The following is a 23072-nucleotide window of genomic DNA, read 5'->3' on the forward strand; positions in this document are numbered from 1 at the left end:
CGGGTTGTTGCGCTGGCATTCCGGCCTGCTGGACAGCCTCGTCCGCTGGGGCGATGCGACCCTCTGCGCTCTCTGCGTTCTCGTGGCCCATGCCCTCGTCCCTTCCCGGCTGCTGCCCAGCACCGCCGCAGTCGTGGCGGCCATGGTGCTCCTGCCGGCCCTCTGGGTCGTCGTGCTCCGCCAGTTCGAGATCTACGCACTCCGGCGCTACCGAAGACCGGAATCGACGATGCTCGACACGACCGCGGTCGCGATCGTCGGCGGCCTTCTCCTGCTCCTTGGGGTGGAGGTGATCGACCACCCAGACTGGAACGACCGCGCCCTGATCGGCACCTGGGTCGGCCTGCTGGTCGCCTCCACCCTCGCCTCCCGCCTCGCCCTCCGCCCGATCGTGAAGGCCGGACTCGCCAGCGGCCGCCTCCGGCGCCAGGTCGCCATCATCGGCGCCACCCACATCGCCGAGACGGTGATCGAGAACCTCACGCGGGACGACGAGCCGCGGCCCGTCCACATCGTCGGCATCTATGACGACCGGGCCGGCACCCGCGTCCAGCCGAACATCCTCGGGCACGCGTTGCGGGGCAACGTTGCCGACCTCTGCCACACGGCGCAGGAGCAGCGGATCGACCTCATCGTCATCGCCCTGCCCTGGCACCGGGCCGTGCAGATCTTCTCCACGATCGAGCGGGTGCAGTGGATCGCGGCCGACGTCACGGTGCCTCTGGACCCCGACACCTTCAACCCGCGCTCGGCGCGGATCGCCTCGGTCGGCGGCGCCCCGGCGCTGGAGGTTATGCACCAGCCCCTGCAGGGCAGCGGCTTCATCACCAAGACGATCGAGGACTATCTGGTGGCGCTGGTGGCGCTCATGCTCCTCGCGCCCGTCATGGCCGTGGCGGCCCTGGCGGTCCGGCTGGACAGTCCGGGGCCCATCCTCTTTCGCCAGCGGCGGGAAGGCTTCAACGGGAAGCCCTTCACCATTCTGAAGTTCCGCACCATGACGGTGGACCCCCGGGACCAGGGCGTCGTCGGCGTGCGGAAGGGCGACGCGCGGATCACCCGGGTGGGCCGCATCCTGCGCCGCTACTCGGTGGACGAACTGCCGCAGTTCATCAACGTGCTGCGCGGCGAGATGTCGGTCGTCGGTCCGCGTCCCTACGTGCTGGGGATGCAGGTGGAGAACGAGAAGTTCAAGACGGCGGTGCGGGACTACGCCGCGCGCTACCGCATGAAGCCGGGCCTGACGGGCTGGGCCCAGATCAACGGCGCCCGCGGCCGGATGTACTCGCTGGAGAAGGCACGGCGCGGCATCGAGATGGACCTGCACTACATCGAGAACTGGTCCATCTGGTTCGACATCCGCATCATCCTCCGCACGCTCTTCGTCTGCCTGTCGGGCCGCGAGGCGCATTGATCTGGGCGCCTTCGGCGACCCGGGCGCCTCTGGCGGCCCGGACGCCCAGGGCAGCCCGCCCCCCCTGCTGGCGCCACGGACGGTCCGGCGGCACCATCCCGGCGGACGCGGCCCGCGTCCGCCCCTTCATCGGACCCCGCGGCCACGCCCTGATGCGCTTCCTCGTCCTCGCTCTTCTCCTCGCCCTGCCCGCCTGCGCGCCGGGGACGAGCAACTTCTCCACCACCCAGTCCATTGCCATCCGGGAACAGGACGACCCCGGCCGCTTCGCCCCCTGGACCGACGCCCCCTCGCCTTATCGCTTCGGCCCGGGCGACCGCGTGCGGGTGCAGTTCCTGCTGACGCCGGAGGCGGGCGAGACGACGCTCGTCGCCCCGGACGGCACGATCGTGCTGCGGGTGGCGGGGCGGGTGGATGCCGTCGGTCGCACCGGGGGCGAGCTGGAGCGCGCCATCGCCACCGCCTCGCGCCGCACCCTCAACAACCCGATCGTGACGGTGGGGCTGGAGGAGGCGGGGGCGGCCGTAGCCTATGTGGGCGGCTCGGTGCGCCGGGCCGGCGCCTATCCGGTTTCCGGTCGCCGCGGCATCGCGGAGATGGTGACGCTCGCCGGCGGGCTGGACGACTCCGCCCGCATGGACCAGGTGGTTCTCATCCGCCGCTCCCCGGACAACCGCCCGATGATGCGGACCGTGAACCTGCAAGGCTTCATCGCCGGCCGCGACCTGGACGCGGACGTGCCGCTGGTCGCCGGGGACATCGTCTACGTGCCCCGCTCCCGCCTCGCCGAGGTCGGGCTCTGGGTGGATCAGGCGATCACCCGCATCGTCCCGTTCAGCCGATCCTTCAGCTACGCCCTCCAGAGCCAGCCTGGCGTGATCTTCTGAGCGCAGCCCGTGCCCGCTGACATGCCAGGCCCGCCACGCCCGCCAAGCCGGGAGCGGATGGCCGCCGCGCTGGCCGCGATCCGGGGCGCCCCAAAGCCGGCCCCCGCCCCGGCCCTGCGGGAAAGCCGCGTGCTCGATCGCCTGCCCGTGGCGCGGTTGGATCGTACGGCGGCCGCCATCGCCATCGCGGACCGCCGGCCGGACGCGCCCTTCGCCTATGTCGTGACGATCAACGCCCAACTCCTGCTCCTGGCCGAGCGGCCGGAGACCGGCCTTGGGCCGGCGCTGGAGCGGGCCTGGCTGCGGCTGAACGACAGCCGCGTCCTCTCCCGCCTGCACCGGGCCGTCCGGGGCGAGGACCTTCCCGTGGCGGCCGGCAGCGACGTTTGCCTGCTGCTCCTCACCTCCTTCCTGCAGAAGACCGATCCGGTCACGATCATCGGCGGCGGGCCGATGCTGGCCGGCGCGCTGCGCGCCCGCTTCGGGTTGCAGCGCATCGCCCAGCACGATCCGCCCATGGGCTACATGGACCAGCCCGAGGCGTGGGAGACGGCGATCCGCTTCATCGAGGAGCACCCGGCCCGCATCCTCTTCGTCGCGACCGGCGCGCCGCGCAGCGAGCGGCTGATGCAGGCGGTGGCCGAGCGCGGCCGCGCCACCGGCACGGGCATCGCGGTCGGCAGCGGGCTGCTCTTCGCCGCCGGGCTGACGGCGCGCGCGCCCGCCTGGATGCGCCGCAGCGGGCTCGAATGGCTGCACCGCGCCGCGACGGAGCCGCGGCGCCTGGGATCGCGCTACGCCGCGGACCTGCCGGGGCTGCTGCGGCTGACCTGGGGAGCATGGCGCTCGACGCCGCCGGCGAGCAGCCCCAGCAGGGGATAAACCCCGATCGGCCGAAGCTGCCCGCGGGATGAGAAGACGTCGCTTCTCGCCTCCATCGTGGCGGGCCACCGCGGAACGGGCCCGCCTTCCGCGGCAGCCCGATAAAGAACGATGAGAGGGGGTGCGGGGGAGGGAATTCCTTCTCTCCCCCGGAGTCACCCGCACCGTCCTTCCAGCCTTGTCCCGCCCGAGCGAGCCATCATCGAGATCGACCCCGGGGCATGCGATGAAACCGCGAGCGCGCCGGCCGGCCCAGCACGGAGAGGCGCTCCCACAATCACCAATTTCATCCTGTTGAATTCAAGAATTGCCCAATTCTTTAACGTTGAATTTCCTAGCGCGGTGGGCTACTCCGATCCAAGACCCTGGGGCGTGCCCCGCGTTGGTCCATCCGTAGAAAGGGGCGAGCGACCGTGTCCACGCAGAACTCCGGCTTCGGCCGCCGCTCCCTCGCCGCGGCCGCGCTGCTGATCCCGGCCCTGCCGGCCCGGGCGCAGTCCCCGTCGGCGCTGCTCAACGTCTCCTACGATCCGACGCGGGAATTCTACCGGGAGTACAACACCGCCTTCGCCACCGCCTGGCGCGCGCAGTCCGGGCAGGCGGTACGGGTGAACACCTCTCATGGCGGCTCCGGCCGCCAGGCGCGCGCCGTCATCGACGGGCTGCAGGCGGATGTCGTCACCCTCGCCCTCGCCTATGACGTGGATGAGATCGCGCAGCGCGGCCTGATCGCCCCGGACTGGATCGGGCGCCTGCCGAACAACAGCGCGCCCTACACCAGCACGATCGTCTTCCTCACGCGCAAGGGGAACCCGAAGAACGTGCGGGACTGGGGCGACCTGCTCAGGGGCGGCGTGTCGATCATCACGCCCAATCCGAAGACCTCTGGCGGGGCGCGCTGGAACTACCTCGCCGCCTGGGCCTGGGCGAAGCGGCAGCCCGGCGGCTCGGACGCGACGGCGGAGGAGACACTGACCCGCCTCTACCGGGCCGTTCCGGTGCTCGACACCGGCGCGCGCGGGTCGCTGACGTCCTTCGCGCAGCGGGAGCAGGGCGACGTGCTCCTCGCCTGGGAGAACGAGGCGCATCTCGCCCGCCAGGAATTCGGGGCGGACAAGTTCGAGATCGTCTATCCCTCCCTCTCGATCCTGGCGGAGCCCTCCGTGGCGGTGGTGGACCGGAACGTGGACCGGCGCGGCACCCGCGCGGCCGCCGAGGCCTATCTCCGCGGCCTCTACGCGCGGGAGGGGCAGGAGCTGGCCGCGAAGCACTTCTATCGCCCGCGCGATGCCGCCATCCTCGCGGCAAATGCCGCGCGGTTCCCGACCATGACCCTCGTCACCGTGGATGACAGCTTCGGCGGCTGGACCGATGCGCAGCGCACCCACTTCGCCGATGGCGGCGTGTTCGACCGAATCGCACGGGCGGGGCGTTGAGCGCGGCGCTCCTCGGCGGCACCGCACGGCCGACCCGGGCGCGCGCCATCCCGGGCTTCGGCCTCTCCCTCGGCATCACCCTTCTCTGGGTCGGCGCGATCGTCGCGATCCCGCTCGCGGCCCTCGCGCTGCGGCCCTGGGAACTGGGCCTGACGGGGGTGCTGGCCTCGCTGTCGGATGAGCGCGTCCTCGCGGCGCTGCGGCTCTCCTTCGGGGCCGCGCTGCTGGCGGCGGCGATCGACCTGCCGCTCGGGCTGCTGCTCGCCTGGGCGATCGTGCGGCTCCGCTTTCCCGGCCGCGCCGCGCTGGACGCGGCCCTCGATCTTCCCTTCGCCCTGCCCACGGCGGTGGCCGGCATCGCGCTGACCGCGCTGACCGCGCCGAATGGCTGGATCGGCGCGCCGCTGGCCGCGCTCTTCGGCTGGAAGATCGCCTTCGCCCAGGCGGGCGTCGTCTACGCGCTCATGTTCGTCGGCCTGCCCTTCATCGTCCGCACCGTCGAGCCAGTGCTCCGCGACCTGCCGCTGGACGCGGAGGAGGCGGCGGCCACGCTCGGCGCCACGCGCGGGCAGACGCTTCGCCGCGTGGTGCTGCCGGCCCTGCTGCCGGCGCTGCTGACCGGCTTCGGCCTCGCCTTCGCCCGCGCGGTGGGGGAATACGGCAGCGTCATCTTCATCGCCGGCAACCTGCCCATGGTGACGGAGATCGCGCCGCTGCTGATCGTGATCCGGCTGGAGGCCTTCGACTACGCGGGCGCCGCGGCGGTGGGGCTGGCGATGCTGCTGATCGCCTTCGCCATCCTGCTGGCGATCAACCTGGCCGGCCGCGCGCTGCGGCGGGGCCGGCTGTGATGCGGTTCCGCCCGGCCTGGCAGGACGGCCCCTGGGCGCGCCGCGCGGTCGCCGCCACCGCGATCCTCGTGGCCGTCCTCATGCTCGGCCTCCCGCTCGCCGCCGTCTTCACGGAGGCGCTGCGCCGCGGCCTGCCCGTCGCGCTCGAGGCGCTCCGGGAGCCCGATACCCTCGCGGCCATCCGGCTGACGCTGGTCGTCGCGGCGGTCACCGTGCCGGTGAACCTGATCGGCGGCCTCGCGGCGGCCTGGTGCATCGCCAAGCACGACTTCCCGGGCAAGCGGCTGCTCACCACGGTGATCGACCTGCCCTTCTCCGTCTCGCCCGTGATCGCCGGCCTCGTCTTCGTGCTTATCTTCGGGGCGCAGGGCTGGCTCGGGCCCTGGCTCCAGGCGCGCGACATCCAGATCATCTTCGCCCTTCCCGGACTCGTGCTGGCGACGATCTTCGTCACCTTTCCCTTCGTCGCCCGCACCGTGCTACCGCTGATGCAGGAACAGGGGCGGGAGGAGGAGGAGGCCGCCGCCACCCTCGGCGCCAGCGGGTTGCAGACCTTCCTGCGGGTCACGCTGCCGAACGTGCGCTGGGCGCTGCTGGCCGGCGTTCTGCTGTGCAACGCCCGCGCCATGGGCGAGTTCGGGGCGGTATCCGTGGTGTCGGGCCATGTCCGGGGAGAGACCAACACCATGCCGCTGCACGTGGAGATCCTCTACAACGAGTACCAGTTCGCCGGCGCCTTCGCGGTGGCCGCGCTGCTCGCCCTGCTCGGCCTCGTGACCCTCGCGGCGAAGACGGCGCTGGAGCGCCTGTCCGGCCGCGCAGCGGGCCCCGCATGACCGTCGAGGTCCGCGACGTCGTCCGCCGCTTCGGCGCCACCGCGGCGCTCGAAGGCGTCTCGCTCTCGGTGCGGGAGGGAGAGTTCGTCGCCCTGCTCGGCCCCTCGGGCTCCGGCAAGACGACCTTGCTGCGCATCCTGGCGGGGCTGGAGGGCACGGATTCCGGCAGCGTGGCGATCGGCGGCCGCGACATGACGGGCGTGCCGGCCCGCGCGCGCGGCATCGGCGTCGTCTTCCAGAACTACGCCCTGTTCCGGCACATGACGGTCTTCGAGAACGTCGCCTTCGGCCTGCGCGTCCGCGGCGGCCGCTCCCGCGCCGACATCGCGGCGAAGGTGCGAAGCCTGCTGGAGCTGGTGCAGATCCCGGAGCTGGAGCGGCGCCTGCCGGACCAGGTCTCCGGCGGCCAGCGGCAGCGCGTGGCGCTTGCCCGTGCGCTCGCCATCGAGCCGCACCTGCTGCTGCTGGACGAGCCCTTCGGCGCGCTCGACGCCCGCGTGCGCAAGGACGTGCGGCGCTGGCTGCGCGGCCTGCATGACGGGCTCGGCATCACGACGCTCCTGGTGACGCACGACCAGGAGGAGGCGATGGAGATGGCGGACCGGATCGCGGTCCTGGAGCGCGGCCGGATCGCCCAGTTCGACACGGCGGCCGCCCTGCTGCGAGAGCCCGCCAGCACCTTCGTCGCCGGCTTCGTGGGGGAGGCGACGCGGCTGCCCTGCACCGTGCGGGACGGCGTGGCCCGCTTCGACCCCCTGCCGCTGGAGCCGCTGCGCGTCGCGCTGCCCGACGGCCCCGCCACCGCCTTCCTCCGTCCGGGCGACGTGGCCGCCCGGCGTGGCGGCGAGGCGCGGGTGCGCCTGGTGCGGGAGGAGGCGGAGGGGCCGGCGCGCCTCGTCGTCCAGGCGGGGGAGGTCGTGCTGGACGCCACGGGCGACGCGATGGCGCGGGGGGAGAGTTGCACGCTGACGCCGCGGCGGGGGCATGTGTTCTCGGCGTCCGGGGGGCGCGCCCCGGGCGTGCCCCTGGCCAGCGCGATGGCGGATTAAGGCTGGGGGGAAGTATCCCCCCACGCCCCCCTTCTATTTTTCTCAGGCTGCTGCGGAATGCGGATACGGGCGCGCCCACCTCCGAATTCCGCGGCAGCCTGGAAAATATAGAAGGGGGTCCGGGGGAATACCTTCCCCCGGCCTTCTTCCTACGCCGGCACCGGTACCCGCGCCGCCAGCGGATCGAGCATTGCCTCCAGCCGCGCCGGCTCCTCCCACGCCATGGTCACGCCCACCACGGTCACGCGGGACCGGAAGGCCGCGGGGACGCGGACGAAGTCTTTCTTCGTCGTGACGGGGATGGCGCGCAGGCGGTCGGCCTCGGCCAGGATCTCCCGCAGGTCGCCGGCATCGTAGGGATAGTGGTCCGCATAGGGCGCGCGTCCCGCCAGGATCGCGCCGGATTCGGCCAGGGTGGTGAAGAACTTCCGGGGATTGGCGATGCCGCAGAAGGCGTAGATCGGCTGGCCCTTCAGCTGCGCCACCTCCGCCCCCGGCACGGTACGCCCCCGCAGAACGGGCAGGTTCGGCGGCAGCAGGGCCAGGGCCCCCGTCTCGTCGTCCCCGAACAGCACGGCGGCGCTGGACCGGGCAGCGCAGGCTGCCACCGGCTCGCGCAGCGGCCCGGCGGGGATGACGCGGTTGTTGCCGAAGCCGTAGGAGCCGTCGATCGTGAGAAGGGCGAGGTCCTTCTCCAGCGTCGGGTTCTGCAGGCCGTCATCCATGACGATGGCCTGGGCCCCGGCCTCCACCGCGGCGCGGGCGCCGGCGGCGCGGTCGGCGGCGACCCAGGTCGGGCGCTCGGCCGCGAGCAGCAGCGCCTCGTCGCCGACGGCGGTGCTGTCGTGGCGGGCGGGGTCCACGCGGGTCGGGCCGCGCGTCTTGCCGCCATAGCCGCGGGTCAGGAAATGCACGGACACGCCGCGGTTCGCGAGGCGCCTGCCGATGTCGAGCGCGAGGGTCGTCTTGCCGGCCCCGCCCGCGGTCGCATTGCCGCAGCAGATGACCGGCACCGGCGCGCGCCAGCCGGGCTGGGCGACGCGACGCGCCGTGGCCGCCGCGTAGATCGCGGCCGCCGGGGCGAGGAGGCGGGGCAAGATTCCCCCACCCCCGGTCCAGAAATCGGGGGCACGCATGGTGCCGTCGGTCATCCTTTCAGGCCGCGTCCCCAGCGGGGGCGAGGAGGGTCTCAATCGCGGCGGCCAGCCGGTCCGGCAAGGTGCCGGACTGGGCCGCGATGCGGGCGGCGGCGTCGGTCAGGCGCCGCGCCCGGTTGCGACTCGTTAGCACGGCGGCGGCTTGCTCGGCCAGCGCGGCGGAGTCCCCGACGCGGATGGCGCCGCCAGCCTCCAGCAACGCGTCGACGATAGCCGTAAAATTGTGGGTGTGGGGCCCCAGCAGGATGGGGCAGCCCAGCCGCGCCGGCTCCAGCGGGTTCTGCCCACCATGCGGGATCAGGGAGCCCCCGATGAAGGCGGCCCCGGCCAGCCGGTAGAAGAGGCCGAGCTCCCCGAGCGTGTCCGCCAGGTAGATCGCGGTGTCCGGCCCCGGCATCTCCCCGGCCGCCCGGCGGGCGAGAGGAAGCGGCCCGATCTCGGCCGCGATGGTCGGGCCGCGCTCGGGGTGGCGGGGCACGATGACCGTCAGGGGATTCGGCAGCCGCTCCCGCAACAGGAGGTGGGCGGCGGCGACCTGAAGCTCCTCCCCGGGATGGGTCTGGGCGGCCAGGAGCACCGGCCGGCCGGCCGCGGCGTCTCGCAGGGCCACCAGCGCCACCGGATCGGCGGGCAGGGGATCGGCCGCGAACTTCAGGTTGCCCCAGGCCTCCGCCCCGGGGGCGCCCAGCGTCCGCAGGCGGGCGGCATCCTCCTCGGTCTGGGCGACGACGAGCCGGAAGCTGCCCAGCACCCGGCGCGCCAGCCCCGGCGCCATCGCCCAGCCGCGCGCCGAGCGGGCCGACATGCGCGCGTTCAGGAGTGCCAGCGGGATGTTCCGGGCCTTCGCGGCGGCCAGCAGGTTCGGCCACAGCTCGCTCTCGACGAGGACGCCGGCATCCGGCCGCCAGCCATCGAGGAAGCGCGCGACATGGGAGGGGATGTCGAGCGGAACGTAGCGGTGCACCGTGCGTGCCGCGAGGTCCGCCGGCAACCGGTCCGCGAAGAGCCGGGCGGAGGTCACCGTGCCGGTCGTGACGAGGAAGCGCAGCCCCGGCCGGCGGGACGCCAGCGACCCCATCAGCGGCAGGAGGGACTGGCTCTCCCCGACGCTTGCCCCGTGCAGCCACAGAAGTTCCCCGGGCGGGCGATCGGCGCCTTCCCCCCGGCGCTCGCCCAGGCGGGACGGGTCCTCCTTCCCCAGGCGGACGCGGCGGGCGAGCCAGAGGGGAAGCAGCGGTGCCAGGGCGGTGGCCGCGGCCCGCCAGGCCCAGGCGGCGGGGGCGGGACTCACCCGCGAAGGCATCCGGACAAAAGCATGCGCCCGGCCGCGCTAGCACGGCCGGGCGCCCCGGTCACGGTCCGGGGGGCGGCTGCCCCCCCGGCGAGTTCAGCGGCCGGTCTGCTGGATGGCCGAGAGGGTCCAGGCGCGGCCGGGCTGGCGGACGAAGGTCCAGAGCTCGGTCGCGGTCTGGCGGGTGTCAGGGTTGCCCTCGACCACCTGGCCGATCGAGTCCCGCGTCACGTCGATGAGCGAGAAGCGCATCGCGACGGTGGCGTATTCCAGCCCACCCTCGGCCCAGGCTTCCGACAGGTCGCCGGACTCCAGGCGCACGTCCCGGGTCTCGTTCTTCCAGCCCCGGGCCGCGAGATCGCGCAGGTCGCCCTCGAAGTAGCGGGCCATCTCCGGCGTGGAGATCCGGCGTAGTGTGTCCATGTCCTGGCGGGACCAGGCGGCGTTCATCTGCACCAGCGCGTGCTCGAAGGAGGCGAAGTCGGTGGCGTCCAGCTGCAGGGCGCGGGTGGCGGCCTGAGCCGCCCCGCTCCGCCCCTCGCCGGCCATCTCCCGTGCGTAGGCATTGCCGGCGGCGGGGCCGACCGGGGGCATGCGCCCGCCGGCGCCGGCCAGGGCCGGCTCGGCCGCGCGGCGGCCACGGACCAACCGCACGATCAGGTAGACGAGCCCCGCGATGAGGCCGATCTGCAACAGGAAGCCCAGGAAGCCGGACAGGCCCGACAGGCCGCCGAAGGCGCCGCCGCCGAACAGCATCCCGGCGATGCCGGCGCCCAGCAGCCCGCCGGCGAGGCCGGCCATGAAGCCGCCGCCGAACATCCCGCCGCGATTCGCGGCCTGGGGCGTATAGGTCGGCGCCGGGCGCGGCGCGCCGTAGCCGGGATTCGCCGGGGTGTTCGGCGTCTCGGTCCGGTCGAACCGGGTTCCGCCACTGGGGGCAGTGTTGGTGGAGGGCGGCGCGCTGTAGGTGCGGCTCCCCCGGCTACCGCTCGACGAGCCGCCACCCGGACGCGCCTCGGCAATGGCGGGGCCGAGCGCGAGGGTCAGGGCGGCGACGGCGGCCAGGATACGGGCGCGACGACGCATGGTGGTGGGTCTCCGGTGGGTGTTCCTCACAGGCGTGTAATATAGTGGAAAGGTTCGCCGTTGCACGGGGGTTGCAAGGCCGGCACGCTGATTTCCTGCCGCTGTCGCAAAGGTCCCACCATGGCCCCCTTCCCGCTCCTGCGCCGGCTCCTTGCCGGGGCTGCCCTGACGGCCCTGGCAGCCTGGGCCGAACCCGCTTCGGCCCAGTCTGCGAACGCCGCGCCCGCCCCGGGCCGGACCTTCCGCCTGGCGACGAGCGTGGACGCGGCGACCCTGGACCCGCACGCGACGAACGCGCTGTTCACCTTCGCCGTTGTCTCACAGATCTACGAGCCGCTGGTGCACCGCGGCGACGACCTGCGCCTGCAGCCCGGCCTCGCGACCCGCTGGGAGCAGGTGGAGCCGACGCGCTGGCGCTTCCACCTGCGGGACGGCGTGCGCTTCCACGGCGGCGAGCCCTTCACAGCGGAGGACGCGGCCTTCTCCATCGCCCGCGCCAAGGCGCCGACCTCCAACTACGGCATCTACGTGGACACGGTGGAGCGGGCGGAGGTGGCCGGACCCCTGGTGGTGGACATCATCACCCGCACGCCGGACGCCTCGATCCCGGACAAGCTGACGCGGGTGCTCATCATGTCCCGCCCCTGGTCCGAGGCGAACCGCGCCACCCAGCCCCAGAACTTCGGCCAGCGGGAGGAGACGCACACCGTCCGCAACACGAACGGCACCGGTCCCTACGTCATCCGCCGGCGGGAGGTGGACCAGCGCACCGTCTTCGGCCGCAACGACGCGTGGTGGGGCATCGCCGCCAACGCGGCGCGCGGCAACGTCTCGGAATACCACCACATCATCCTCTCCTCGGACGCGACGCGGGTGGCGGCGCTGCTCTCGGGGGAGGTGGACATGGTCCATGTCGTGCCGGCCCAGGACGTGGAGCGTATCCGCCGTCAGCCCAATCTGCGCGTGCTGGAGGGGCAGGAGAACCGCACCGTCTTCCTCGGCATGAACCAGGAGCTGGACGAGCTTCCCGGCTCGGACGTGCGGGGCCGCAACCCCTTCAAGGACCTGCGCGTACGGCAGGCGATCTACCACGCGATCGACATGAACGCGATCCGGGCCCGCACGCTGCGCGGCCAGGCGGTGCCGACCGGCAGCATGTGGACCCAGTTCGTCAACGGCTGGTCCGAGGACACCGACCGCCGCCTGCCCTATGACCGCGACGCCGCCCGCCGCCTGCTGGCCGAGGCCGGCTATCCCAACGGCTTCACCGTGCCGCTCGACTGCCCCGTCGGCACCTATGACGAGGCCTGCCAGGCCGTCACCGCCATGCTCGCGCAGGTCGGCATCCGCGCGCAGCTCAACCTGCAGCCCAACACGATCTTCAGCGCCCGCATCCAGCGGCGCGAGCCGCCCTTCTACGGCCTGTCCTGGGGCGTGCCGACCTTCGACGCGCTCTACACCCTGCGCTCCATCATGATGTCGCGCGCCGCGGCCGGCGTGGCGTCCTGGAATGCCGGCGGCTGGAGCAATCCCGCGTTCGACGCGCTGGTGCTGCGGATCGAGGTGGAGCCGGACGCCGAGCGCCGCCGCGCGATGATCCGGGAGGCGCACGCCCTGCACAACGACCAGGTCGGGCACGTGCCGCTGTACCACGTCATGATCCCCTGGGCCGTGCGGGCCGGCGTGCACGTCAACCACCGCGCCGACAACCAGTTCCAGATCCGCGAGGTGCGGGTGGACTAGCGGGGATGGCGGAACCGCTGCTCACCGCGGGCTATGAGGGCGAGACGCAGGACGCGGTCCTCGCCCGGCTGGAGGGTGCGGGCGTCTCCTTGCTGATCGACGTCCGTGCCATTCCGCAATCCCGCAAGCCCGGCTTATCCAAGCGCCTCCTCGGCGCGTCGCTGGAGGCGCGGGGCATCGGCTACCTGCACCTGAAGGACCTCGGCACGCCGAAGCCGGGGCGGGAGGCGGCGCGGTCGGGGGACGCGGCCGGGCTGGCCCGCATCTTCGGCGCGCATATGGAGACGGCCCCGGCCCGGGCGGCGCTAGACCGGGCAACGGAGCTCGCCCGCACCCGCCGCGCCTGCCTGCTGTGCTTCGAGGCGGATCACCGGCTCTGCCACCGCAGCATCGTCGCGGGACTGATCTGCGCCCGAACGGGCCAGGACGTGCTGCATCTCTGAGGTGCACGTGGGAGTGCGGAAGCCCCTGCCCTTCCGCCGTCCTACCCGGCCCTGGACCGGCGCGCCCCCGCGACCGCGAGCCACAGGGCCGCGAGCGGCGTGATGATCGCCGCGGCCCACAGCATCGGCACGGCCGCGCCGCACCAGATCAGCAGGGGAACGAAGACGAGGAGATCGTCCGGGTCCACGAGGATACCGGGCGCCAGGGTGTAGCCGCGCAGGCTCCCCAGCCGCAGCACGTTGAGCTGCCAGAAGAGCACCCCGATGCCCGCCCCGGCCACGCTGCCGAGAAGCGGGCCGAGGGCGCCGAGATGCGCGGCCTGCCCGATGCCGATCCCGAGGAAGGCGATGATGTTCGAGAAGCAGTCGCCGCACAGGTCGTAGAGGTGCCCGCCCGGGCTGGACTGGCCGGTCTGCCGCGCCAGCTCGCCGTCCGCGCGGTCGAGCAGCATCGAGAAGAGAAAGATCCCGCCGCCCACCGCCTGCCACGCGCCCGCATCCCAGGCGAAGGCGAGCGCCGCGGCGATGCCGGTGGCGATGCGGACGGTGGTGATCTGGTTCGGGGTGATGCCGCTGGGGGCCACTGCCCGCACCGCCGGGCGCACGATGCGGTGGATGACGGTGTCCGCGCTCACGTCACGCCGCCGCGGGGGCGCGCATGAAGCGCCGGGCGATCCGGATGAGGAAGGGCACGGTGTTGGGGCGCAGCAGGCGCGGGTCGTAGCCGGCCATGCGGCGGGTGTTCTCCGCGAGGCAGATGTCGATCAGTGCCGCCGCGCTCATGCTCACGCCGATCGATTCGGAGGAGGCGGTGAAGTTCGTCTGCTGCTGCTGCGCGCTGCCGCCGAGGCTGCGCGCCATGACGAAGCGCTCCCAGCCCAGCACGGCCCAGATCGCGGTCGTCTTCAGGCGGAACCAGGGGCGGCGCCACCAGGGCTCCTGCCGCCGGCGCCAGGCGATCCAGTTGGCGAAGAAGAGAATATGGCGCGCCTCCTCCTGGATCACCGGCTCGAAGGTGCCGACGAGGTCGGGCGGGAAGAAGCCGGAGCGGCGCGCCGCCTCGAACAGGCCGAAGGCGAAGAAGCTGTCGATGCACTCGGAGTAGCCGGTGCGCATCCATCCCCACTCGACATCGCGGAAGCCCGTGTATTCCGGCTCCGGCTCCAGCACGACGCCATAGGCCTCGACGAGGTTGGAGAGCACCTTCTTGTGGCGGGCCTCCTCGTTGCCGTCCATCACCATCGCCTCGTTCAGCAGCGGGTCGGTGATGGTCCTCGCGTAGTCCAGCACGCGGAGCGAGGCGCGGCCCTCGGTCTGGACGGCGATGTCCCAGATCGGCAGGCCGGTCAGGCGGGCATGCGCCTCCGGGTCCAGCTTCGGCCAGTCCAGCACCCGCGGCTTGTAGGGGTTGTGGGTCTCCAGCAGCATGCGGGCGAACATCTGCATGTGCTCGCGGCTGCCGATCCGCACGGGTCCCGGCACGTCGAAGGTCCAGTGGCGGGCGGTGTGGTCGGCCGCGGCGACCTTCGGGCTGTCGAGCGGGACGGTCTCGGCAGGGCTGGACGACATGCAGGGATCTCTGACGAATTGGGCGGATGGAGTCCCCGCCGGAGAGGGATGTAATGGGCCTCCTGGCCGAAGGCCGCAACCCGACGGGGCCGAGTGGCGGGGCTGGCACGGGCGTTGCACCCCAGAAGGCGGTCCCTGTGAGCGGAATGCACACGGGGCGAGATGCTTCCCATTCGGACCAGGCTCACGCTGCGGGAGCGCCTTGTGATCGGGCCACGCCGCCCTACCTCCCCGCGGGTATGGGCGTGTCGCTGGCCGGGATCGGGGAAGCCTGGCTAGAGTGGTCGTTGCGTTGGCGCCATGCCCGGCGGCGGCCGTTCGAGGGGGAGATCGACCTGCATGCGGGTTCTTCTGGCGCAGCCCCGGGGCTTCTGCGCGGGCGTGGTGCGCGCGATCGAGATCGTGGAGCGGTCCATCGAGCGGTTCGGGGCTCCCGTCTATGTCCGGCACGAGATCGTGCACAACCGCCACGTCGTCGAGACGCTGAGGGACAAGGGCGCCGTCTTCGTCGAGGAGCTGTCGGAGGTCCCGGACGGGGCGGTGACGATCTTCAGCGCACACGGCGTGGCGCAATCCGTGGTGGATCAGGCGGCATCCCGCGGGCTGCCGGTGCTGGACGCCACCTGTCCCCTCGTCGCCAAGGTCCACATGCAGGGCAAACGCTACGTCGCGCGGGGCCGGACGCTGATCCTCGTCGGCCATGCCGGCCATCCGGAGGTGGAGGGGACGATTGGTCAGGTCGGCGCGCCGGTCCACCTCGTCTCCAGCGTGGAGGACGTGGCGCGGCTGGACCTGCCGGCGGACGCGCCGGTCGCTTATGTCACGCAGACCACGCTGAGCGTCGATGACACGCGCTCCATCATCGCGGCGCTGGAGGCGCGCTTCCCGGATCTCGAGGGACCCGACGTCTCGGACATCTGCTACGCGACCCAGCATCGGCAGGCGGCGGTGCGGGACCTCTGCGCGGAGGTGGATCTTCTCCTCGTCGTGGGGAGCCGGAACAGTTCCAACTCCAACCGGCTGCGGGAGATCGGGCTGGAGCACGGGGTGCCGAGCCATCTGATCGCGAATGGCCGCGAACTCGATCCCGCCTGGCTCGAGGGTGTGAAGAGCGTGGGGCTGACCGCGGGAGCCTCGGCGCCGGAGGAGCTGGTCCTGGACGTCATCGCTGCCCTGCGCCGCCATCGGGACCTGCAGGTTGCGCCGATGGCGGGGATCAAGGAAACTGTGGAATTCCGCCTTCCCCCTGAACTCCGGAGCCCGGCCGCCGCGACGGCAGCCGCCCCCGCCGAGTAGGAGCGCCGACTTGGGCATTCCCCTGCTACAGGCCGCCAGGATCGGCGGCTACCTCGTCAAGCAGCATCTGAGCGGGCGCAAGCGCTACCCGCTCGTCCTGATGCTGGAACCGTTGTTCCGCTGCAACCTGGCCTGCGCCGGCTGCGGCAAGATCGACTATCCCAACGAGATCCTGAACCAGCGCCTGAGCGTGGATCAGTGCATGGAGGCGATCGACGAGTGCGGCGCGCCCGTCGTCTCGATCGCCGGCGGGGAACCGCTGCTGCACCGGGACATGCCGGAGATCGTGCGCGGCTTCCTGAAGCGGAAGAAGTTCGTCATCCTCTGCACCAACGCGCTCCTGCTGGCGAAGAAGATCGACGACTACAAGCCCAGCCCCGCCTTCACCTGGTCCATCCACCTGGATGGCAACGAGGCGATGCACGACAAGTCCGTCTGCCAGACCGGCGTCTACGAGAAGGCGGTCGAGGCCATCAAGCTGGCCAAGTCCAAGGGCTTCCAGGTCAGCATCAACTGCACCCTGTTCAACGACGCCGACCCCGCCCAGACCGCCGCCTTCTTCGACGAGATGAAGGCGATTGGACTCGACGGCATCACCGTCTCCCCCGGCTACGCCTATGAGCGCGCGCCGGACCAGCAGCACTTCCTGAACCGCACGAAGACGAAAGAGCTGTTCCGCGGCATTCTCTCGCGCGGACGGGGCGGCAAGGCCTGGCCCTTCACACAGTCCCGCATGTTCCTGAACTTCCTGGCCGGGAACGAGTCCTATCACTGCACGCCCTGGGGCAATCCGACGCGCACGGTCTTCGGCTGGCAGAAGCCCTGCTACCTCCTCGGTGAAGGCTACGCGAAGACCTTCCAGGAGCTGATGGACGACACGGAGTGGGACAAGTACGGCGTCGGCAATTACGAGAAGTGCGCCGACTGCATGGTCCACTCGGGCTTCGAGGCCTCGGCCGTGAAGGACATGGTCACCAGCCCGCTCAAGGCGCTCTCCGTCACGCTGCGCGGCGTCCGGACCGAGGGGCCGATGGCCGAGGACATCCCGCTCGATCACCAGCGCCCGGCCGAATACGTCTTCTCCGGCCATGTTGAGAAGAAGCTGACCGAGATCCGCGCCACCAAGGCCGCCAACGCGAAGCACGGCCCGCGCGTGAAGATCACCCGCTCAGGGGGCGGCGAGTCCGGGCCCGAGCCGATGGTGGCCGCGGAGTAGCGCCCGGAAGCCCCGCTCCGCCTCCCACCCCGTCCTGATCAGGGCGGGAATCTGGCGCGGGTCACTCAGCAGGGACCGCAGCACCGCACCCAGGTCCATTCCCCCGTCCGGCCGCATCCCCACGCGGGCGGCCGGCGGCAGCGTCCGGTCCGCGGCGTCCGATATCACCCGCGCCGCCACAAAGGGCAGCCCGTGCCGCCGTGCCACGCGGGCCGCGACATGGGATTCCATGTCCACCGCCTCCGCGCCGGTGTCCCGGTGCAGCGCCGCCTTCGCGGCCGCCTCCGCCACCATCGCATCCGATCCGAGGAAGAGCGCCGCGCGCGCCCCGGGCAGGCCGGACAGCAGCCGCGCCGCCCAGGCCGGATCGGCCGGGAACGCCTCTCCCCCGTCCAGCACGGCCCGGGCCACCGCCCAGTCGCCCGGCCGCCAACCCGGCCCGAGCGCCCCGGCAATCCCGATGCTGACCACCCCGCGTGCGCCCTCCATCGCCCGGTCGAGCTCGGCCGCCAGCCGGGTCGCGTCGCCGCCGCCGATGACCACCCGGATGCCGGGCGCGGCGACGATCCGCGCCTCCCTTTGCAGGCCGGTGACGGCGACGATCGTCACGCCGGTGCTCGACGGTTCTGGCCAGTCGGCTTTCGCGGCCCTGGGGAGAGAGAGAAGGAATTCTCCCTCTCCCCAGACCCCTCACCCTCATCTCTTTCTATCGGGCTGCCGCGGAAGGCGGACACGGTGTCACGCCTCGGGTCTTGAACTCGAGGCGAGGCAGTTGTCCGTGCGGGCTGATCTGAGGTCATCTGTCCGCTGCGCGGGCGGGCTCCGCCGTCCGCGGCAGCCCGATAGAAAGAGATGAGTGGGGGTCCGGGGGAGAGAATTCCTTCTCTCCCCCGGGGCTGCCCGCGCAACACCGTCACATCCCGTGCGCCACGCGCGGGTCGTTGGCGCGCCGGAGATTGCGGTAGCGCGCCAGGGCCCAGAGCGGGAAGAACTTCGGATAGCCGTGGTAGCGAAGGTAGAAGACGCGCGGGAAGCCGCCGCCGGTGTAGGCTTCCTGCGGCCAGAGCCCGGTCTCGTCCTGCGTCTGGCGGAGATGCTCGATGCCCCGCGCCACCGCCGGATGGTCCACCTCGCCGGCGGCCATCAGGCCCAGCAGCGCCCAGGCCGTCTGGGAGGCGGTGGACGGCGCGGGCTCGTAGCCGCGGTAGTCCAGGCTGTAGCTCGCGCAATCCTCGCCCCAGCCGCCATCCGGGTTCTGGATGGAGAGGAGCCAGTCGGCCCCGCGCCGGACGCTCGGCCGCGTTCCGTCGAAGCCGGCCGCGTTCAGCGCGCAGAGCGCCGACCAGGTGCCGTAGACGTAGTTCACGCCCCAGCGGCCGAACCAGCTTCCGTCCGCCTCCTGCTCCCCCTCCAGGTAGCGAAGGGCCGCGAGCATGCGCGGGCTGTCCCCGGGCTCGCCGAGCTGGGCGAGCATGCTGACGCAGCGCGCGCTGACATCGGCCGTGGGCGGGTCGAGCAGCGCGCCATGGTCGGCGAAGGGGATGTTGTTGAGGTAGTGGTGGGTGTTGTCGGCGTCGAAAGCGCCCCAGCCGCCGTTGCGGCTCTGCAGCCCAACGGTCCATTCGGCGCCGCGCGCGATCGCCTCCTCGTAGCGCTCGTCCAGGCCGAGCTGCCGGCGGGCGCGGTCCATCGCCATGACGACGACGGCGGTGTCGTCCAGGTCGGGGTAATGCGCGTTGCGGTACTGGAAGGCCCAGCCGCCGGGGCGGACATGCGGGCGCTGTTCCGCCCAGTCCCCGCGCACCTCCAGCTCCTGCAAGGGCTTCAGCCAGTCGAGCGCGGCCGGGACGGACGCCGCGGCCTCGCCGCCCACCTCCAGCATGGCGTGCGCGGCCAGCGCGGTGTCCCAGACCGGGGAGACGCAGGGCTGGCAATAGGCTTCGTCGTCCCGGATGACGAGCAGCTTCTCGATCGCACGGCGGGCCAGGGCCCGGTCCGGATGATCCGGCGCATAGCCGAGGGCGTCGTACATCATCACGGCGTTCGCCATGGCGGGGTAAATGGCGCCGAGCCCGTCCTCCCCGTTCAGCCGCTCCGTCACGAAGGCCACACAGCGGTCGATAGCGCGGCGGCGCAGGCGGCGGGGCCAGAAGGGATCGACCCCCTTCAGCACGCCGTCCAGCCCGTTGAAGAACAGCGCCCAGCCGGGGTGCTGGTGCGTGCGGGCGCGCTTGCGCGGGCGGCGCTCCGTGGTGAACAGCTCCGGGATGTGCACGCCGCGGGGATTGCGCGCCCGCACGCGAAGCGCCTGCAACACCAGCAGCGGCACCAGCACCGTGCGTGCCCAGTAGGACATGCGGGAGAGGTGGACGGGGAACCAGCGCGGCAGTAGCGCCATCTCCACCGGGATGCTCGGCACGCGCCGCCAGGACAGCTCGCCGTAGATCGCCAGCAGGATGCGGGTGAAGACATTCGCCCGGCCCGCGCCGCCATGGGCCAGGATCGCCGCCCGCGCCCGCGCCATGTGCGGCGCGTCCGGATCGTCGCCGATCATCTTGAGGCAGAAATACGCCTTCACCGACGCGCTGATGTCGAAGGCGCCACCGTGGAAGAGCGGCCAGCCGCCATGCTCGCCCTGGATGCGGCGGAGATAGACGCCGATCTTGCGCTCGAGCTCGAGGTCGTCCGGCTCTGCCAGGTGGTGGCGGAGCAGGACGTATTCGGCGGGAATGGTGGCGTCGGCCTCCAGCTCGAAGACCCAGTGGCCGTCCGGCCGTTGCTGGCCGTGCAGAGCCTGGGCCGCCCGGCCGATGTCGGCCTCGAGCCCCTCCAGCACGGAGCGGCGGGGCAGAAGGACGTCGCTCGGTGCATCGGTCATATCGGCATCGTCTCAACAGCCCGTCCGGCGGCAGTCATGCCGGCCTGCGGTGGTCTCCTCGGGGATGGCGTGTCCCGGCATGGTGACGCGTGCGGTGGTGACGGTCCAGCCGAGGCCTGCACGGGCCTGCCATGCCGGACCGGGCCAGGACCTCACCCCAGCGCCGCGTGCCGGGCGATCATCCATAGCAGCCGAGGCTTTCCGATGCGCACCCGCTGCCGCGGCGGCGCCCAGCCCTGCCGCAGCATGCGCTTCAGGATCGCGTGATACACCGCGCCCATCAACCGAGGGGCGAGGAGCCGGCCGCCCGGCCGGGACCGGAGCAGGCGCTCGGACGCCTCGAAATGGGCGATGGCCCGCCCGGCGAGGGCGCGACAGGCGGCGTCGACCCGCGGGTCGGCGATGGCCTCCTCCGGATCGTCGGTCGCGATCCCGGCGGCCGACAGCAGCTCCCGCGGCAGGTAGAGCCGGCCGATCGCCGCGTCCTCGTCCAGGTCCCGGAGGATGTTGGTCAGCTGCAGCGCCCGGCCGAGATCGTGCGCCAGAGCGAGGCCGGGCTCCGCCGCCATCCCGAAGACGCGGGTGGAGAGCCGGCCCACCGCGCTGGCCACGCGGTCGCAGTAGAGGTCGAGCGTCTCCAGGTCGGGGGCGCGGAGATCGGCGTCAACATCCATCGCCATCCCGTCCACCACGGCCAGGAAATCCGCCTGGCGCAGCCCGAAATCCTGCACCGGGCCGGCCAGGAAGGCCGCCCGTCCGGCCGGGCGGCCGGCATAGAGATCGGCGAGGTCGGCGCGCCAGCCATCCAGTTCCGTGGCCCGGGCCGCGCGCGGCCGGGTTCCGTCGTCGGCGATGTCGTCCACCATCCGGCAGAAGGCGTAGATGGCGAACATGGCGGCCCGCTCGGCCGGCGGCATGAGCCGCATCGCCGCGTAGAAGGAGCTGCCGGACAGCTTCGCTTGCAGGGCAGCGGGATCGGGCGCGGAGAGGGTTTCGGTGGTCATCCCGGCCCGCCATAGGGGCGGAGGCGACCGCCGGATAGGCGCCGCCCCAGCCGGCCGGCCGCGACGCCCAGGGCACCGCGCAGGGCGAGGCCGACGGCCTCCACGGGGCGGTGATGCACCCGCTGGGACAGTGGATCGCGCCGGGTCAGCCGCGCGGCGAGGCTCTCGGCCAGGGCCTGGATCACGCCCACTTCCAGTGCCAACCGCCGGTCGGCGATGCCGGCCGCGAAGGGCCGGGCCTGATCCAGCAACCCCTGCGTCCGCCGCGCCAGGTCCGCGATCACGCGGAGCAGGGCGGGCGATCCCTGCCCGGCCCCAATCGCTTCCACACCGATCCCCTCGGCTTCGAGGACGTCGAGGGGCACATAGACCCGGTCGAGGGCGCCGAAATCCTTCCCGCAATCCTGCAGGTGGTTGATCACCTGGAGAGCGGTGCAGAGCGCGTCGTTCAGGGGCCAGAGGGCGCGGGGCTCGCCGTGCAGATCGAGCACGAAGCGGCCCACCGGCGAGGCGGAGTAGCGGCAGTAGTCCATCAGCTCCGCCCAGTCCGCGTAGCGCAGCTTCGTCACGTCGCGGCGGAAGGCCTCCAGCAGGTCGAGGGCGTGCGCGTCCGTCAGCCCGCGTTCCCGCAGCACGGCACGGAGCGCCTCCCCCGCGGGACTGGCACCGGCGTCACCGCGCAGGCCGGCCTCCATCCGGGCGAGTTGCTCCAGCTTCTCGGCGGGCGGGGCGGTGGGGTGGTCTGCCACGTCGTCCGCGGCGCGGGCGAAGCGGTAGAAGGCAAGGATCGGCCCACGCAGCTCCGGCCGCACGAGGCGCGAGGCAACCGGAAAGTTCTCGTCCCGATGCCCCTTGCCCGAGGCGAGGTCCGCGGCGCCCGTCACGCGCGCCCCGCCAGGGCCTGGGCCCGGCCCTTCCACATCCCGCCCCGTCCCAGCCAGACCTGCACGGCGGATTGCAGCGTGAAGAGCGCGTAGGCCGCCCCGATGACCGGCAGCGCGACACCCCAGAGCGGCGACACCCGGTAGAAGCGAAGCATTGGCTGGAAGGCGACCGTCATGAGCAGCCAGGTCACCAATCCGGCCACCTGCGCGATCCCGGCCCCGAAAATCGCCAGCGCCGGCGGGAGGAGATAGGTGAACGCCATCCCGGCCAGGGTCCCCGCGAGCAGCAGCGGCGAGTAGCCGAGCTGCGCGTAGGCGGAGCGCGAGATCATTCGCCCGATCTCGCCCACGCCGCCATAGGGCCGCAGGCTCCGCGCCCGGCGGGTGAGGCCGAGCCAGATCGGCCCCTGTGCCTTTAGGCGCCGCGCCAGGGCGCAGTCGTCGATGATCTCCGTGCGGATGGCGGCGATGCCCCCGGCCCTCTCCAGGGCTTCGCGCCGCACCAGCATGCAGCCGCCCGCGCCCGCGGCCATGCGCCGGTCCGCCCGGTTCACCCAGGCGAAGGGGTAGAGCATCCCGAAGAAGAAGACGAAGGCCGGGATGAGGAAGCGCTCCGCCGGCGTGACGCAGGACAGCTCCGCCATCAGCGAGGTCAGGGCGAGACGGCCGTGCTCGGCCCGGGCGACGAGGGCGCGCAGGTTGTCGGGCGCGTGGCCGATATCGGCGTCCGTCAACAGGACGTAATCGGGGCCCTCGGCGCCGGCCCGCCGGACGCCGTTCTCCAGCGCCCAGAGCTTGCCGGTCCAGCCCGCCGGCAGGGGCGTGCCCGGCAGGATCTCCAGCCGGTCCCCGTTCGGGGAGGCCGCCGCGGCCCCGCGCGCGGCCTCGGCCGTGCCGTCGTCGCTGCCGTCATCCACCAGGATCACGCGGAAGGGGCCGGGATAATCCTGCGCCAGCAGGCTGCCGATGGAGCGGGCGATCACGTCCGCCTCGTTGCGCGCCGGGACCACGGCCACCACGGCAGGCCAGGCGGAGGGCATCGGCAACGTCTCCCGATCGTCCCGGTCCCGCGCCAGCCAGAACCCGCCCCGGCCCAGCAGGAGAACGAGCCAGACCGCCAGCGCCATCAGGCCGAGTATCGCCCCCATGG

Annotated in this window: 21 protein-coding genes; 11 read left to right on the top strand and 10 right to left on the bottom strand. The window is 72.4% G+C overall.

The genetic code is table 11. From position 1 onward, the window contains the following. Positions 1–7: 7 nt before the first annotated feature. The 7 genes from ACP6CK_RS17515 (at position 8) to ACP6CK_RS17545 (ending at position 7355) form a co-directional block, all read left to right on the top strand. Positions 8–1414 carry an undecaprenyl-phosphate glucose phosphotransferase gene (locus ACP6CK_RS17515; RefSeq protein ID WP_426954586.1) on the top strand — a complete coding sequence of 469 codons (1407 nt, stop codon included), beginning with the start codon at positions 8–10 and terminating at the stop codon, positions 1412–1414. Between the two features lie 152 nt (positions 1415–1566). Further along, complete coding sequence (locus ACP6CK_RS17520; protein WP_426954587.1) at positions 1567–2301, top strand: polysaccharide biosynthesis/export family protein; 735 nt, start codon at positions 1567–1569, stop codon at positions 2299–2301. A 57-nt stretch (positions 2302–2358) separates the two neighbouring features. After that, positions 2359–3183 carry a WecB/TagA/CpsF family glycosyltransferase gene (locus ACP6CK_RS17525; protein WP_426954588.1) on the top strand — a complete coding sequence of 275 codons (825 nt, stop codon included), beginning with the start codon at positions 2359–2361 and terminating at the stop codon, positions 3181–3183. Positions 3184–3596: 413 nt separating this feature from the next. Beyond that, positions 3597–4619: a sulfate ABC transporter substrate-binding protein gene (locus tag ACP6CK_RS17530; protein WP_426954589.1), complete on the top strand. Its 1023-nt coding sequence runs from the start codon at positions 3597–3599 to the stop codon at positions 4617–4619. Further along, positions 4616–5470, top strand: coding sequence for a sulfate ABC transporter permease subunit CysT (cysT, locus tag ACP6CK_RS17535; protein WP_426954590.1), 855 nt, complete (start codon positions 4616–4618; stop codon positions 5468–5470). The genes ACP6CK_RS17530 and cysT overlap by 4 nt, the downstream gene beginning before the upstream one ends. Then, positions 5470–6306, top strand: a complete 837-nt coding sequence (cysW, locus tag ACP6CK_RS17540; RefSeq protein ID WP_426954591.1) for a sulfate ABC transporter permease subunit CysW — start codon at positions 5470–5472, stop codon at positions 6304–6306. The genes cysT and cysW overlap by 1 nt, the downstream gene beginning before the upstream one ends. Then, positions 6303–7355, top strand: a complete 1053-nt coding sequence (locus tag ACP6CK_RS17545) for a sulfate/molybdate ABC transporter ATP-binding protein (RefSeq protein WP_426954592.1) — start codon at positions 6303–6305, stop codon at positions 7353–7355. The genes cysW and ACP6CK_RS17545 overlap by 4 nt, the downstream gene beginning before the upstream one ends. A 149-nt stretch (positions 7356–7504) precedes the next feature. On the opposite strand, the gene lpxK is transcribed toward ACP6CK_RS17545, so the two are convergent. From lpxK to ACP6CK_RS17560, 3 genes are all read right to left on the bottom strand, one after another. Next, the gene (gene lpxK / locus ACP6CK_RS17550) at positions 7505–8491 is read right to left on the bottom strand and encodes a tetraacyldisaccharide 4'-kinase (protein WP_426959935.1); all 987 of its coding nucleotides are present in this window, start codon (positions 8489–8491) and stop codon (positions 7505–7507) included. A gap of 19 nt (positions 8492–8510) precedes the next feature. Continuing rightward, positions 8511–9803 (bottom strand): 3-deoxy-D-manno-octulosonic acid transferase, encoded by a 1293-nt coding sequence (locus tag ACP6CK_RS17555; RefSeq protein WP_426954593.1) that lies wholly within the window; start codon positions 9801–9803, stop codon positions 8511–8513. Between the two features lie 96 nt (positions 9804–9899). Then, positions 9900–10889: a Tim44 domain-containing protein gene (locus tag ACP6CK_RS17560; RefSeq protein WP_426954594.1), complete on the bottom strand. Its 990-nt coding sequence runs from the start codon at positions 10887–10889 to the stop codon at positions 9900–9902. Between the two features lie 120 nt (positions 10890–11009). On the opposite strand from ACP6CK_RS17560, the gene ACP6CK_RS17565 reads away from it, so the two are divergent. Continuing rightward, the gene (locus ACP6CK_RS17565; RefSeq protein WP_426954595.1) at positions 11010–12632 is read left to right on the top strand and encodes an ABC transporter substrate-binding protein; all 1623 of its coding nucleotides are present in this window, start codon (positions 11010–11012) and stop codon (positions 12630–12632) included. 5 nt (positions 12633–12637) lie between these two features. Then, positions 12638–13075, top strand: coding sequence for a DUF488 family protein (locus ACP6CK_RS17570; RefSeq protein ID WP_426954596.1), 438 nt, complete (start codon positions 12638–12640; stop codon positions 13073–13075). Positions 13076–13116: 41 nt separating this feature from the next. Here ACP6CK_RS17570 and ACP6CK_RS17575 read toward each other — a convergent pair whose 3' ends face one another. Then, on the bottom strand, positions 13117–13710 hold the full coding sequence (locus ACP6CK_RS17575; protein WP_426954597.1) for a CDP-alcohol phosphatidyltransferase family protein: 594 nt from the start codon (positions 13708–13710) through the stop codon (positions 13117–13119). A gap of 1 nt (position 13711) precedes the next feature. After that, complete coding sequence (locus ACP6CK_RS17580) at positions 13712–14644, bottom strand: ferritin-like domain-containing protein (protein WP_426954598.1); 933 nt, start codon at positions 14642–14644, stop codon at positions 13712–13714. Positions 14645–14983: 339 nt separating this feature from the next. Here ACP6CK_RS17580 and ispH point away from each other — a divergent pair, with 339 nt between their 5' ends. Together ispH and hpnH are read left to right on the top strand one after the other, a co-directional pair. Next, positions 14984–15940, top strand: coding sequence for a 4-hydroxy-3-methylbut-2-enyl diphosphate reductase (gene ispH / locus ACP6CK_RS17585; protein WP_426954599.1), 957 nt, complete (start codon positions 14984–14986; stop codon positions 15938–15940). 10 nt (positions 15941–15950) lie between these two features. Next, a complete protein-coding gene (hpnH, locus tag ACP6CK_RS17590) occupies positions 15951–17156 on the top strand; it encodes an adenosyl-hopene transferase HpnH (protein ID WP_426954600.1) in 1206 nt (401 codons plus the stop codon). On the opposite strand, the gene ACP6CK_RS17595 is transcribed toward hpnH, so the two are convergent. From ACP6CK_RS17595 to ACP6CK_RS17615, 5 genes are all read right to left on the bottom strand, one after another. After that, a complete protein-coding gene (locus ACP6CK_RS17595; RefSeq protein WP_426954601.1) occupies positions 17109–17765 on the bottom strand; it encodes a hopanoid-associated phosphorylase in 657 nt (218 codons plus the stop codon). The genes hpnH and ACP6CK_RS17595 overlap by 48 nt on opposite strands. A gap of 304 nt (positions 17766–18069) precedes the next feature. Further along, positions 18070–20034 (bottom strand): squalene--hopene cyclase, encoded by a 1965-nt coding sequence (gene shc / locus ACP6CK_RS17600; RefSeq protein ID WP_426954602.1) that lies wholly within the window; start codon positions 20032–20034, stop codon positions 18070–18072. A 152-nt stretch (positions 20035–20186) separates the two neighbouring features. Beyond that, on the bottom strand, positions 20187–21038 hold the full coding sequence (gene hpnD, locus ACP6CK_RS17605; RefSeq protein WP_426954603.1) for a presqualene diphosphate synthase HpnD: 852 nt from the start codon (positions 21036–21038) through the stop codon (positions 20187–20189). Next, positions 21035–21922 carry a squalene synthase HpnC gene (gene hpnC, locus ACP6CK_RS17610; protein WP_426954604.1) on the bottom strand — a complete coding sequence of 296 codons (888 nt, stop codon included), beginning with the start codon at positions 21920–21922 and terminating at the stop codon, positions 21035–21037. The genes hpnD and hpnC overlap by 4 nt, the downstream gene beginning before the upstream one ends. After that, positions 21919–23070: a glycosyltransferase gene (locus ACP6CK_RS17615; protein WP_426954605.1), complete on the bottom strand. Its 1152-nt coding sequence runs from the start codon at positions 23068–23070 to the stop codon at positions 21919–21921. Before ACP6CK_RS17615 ends, hpnC begins: the two co-directional genes overlap by 4 nt. Positions 23071–23072 lie beyond the last annotated feature (2 nt).

The organism is Muricoccus radiodurans (assembly GCF_050154705.1).
In the GTDB taxonomy this organism is placed as follows: domain Bacteria; phylum Pseudomonadota; class Alphaproteobacteria; order Acetobacterales; family Acetobacteraceae; genus Roseomonas; species Roseomonas radiodurans.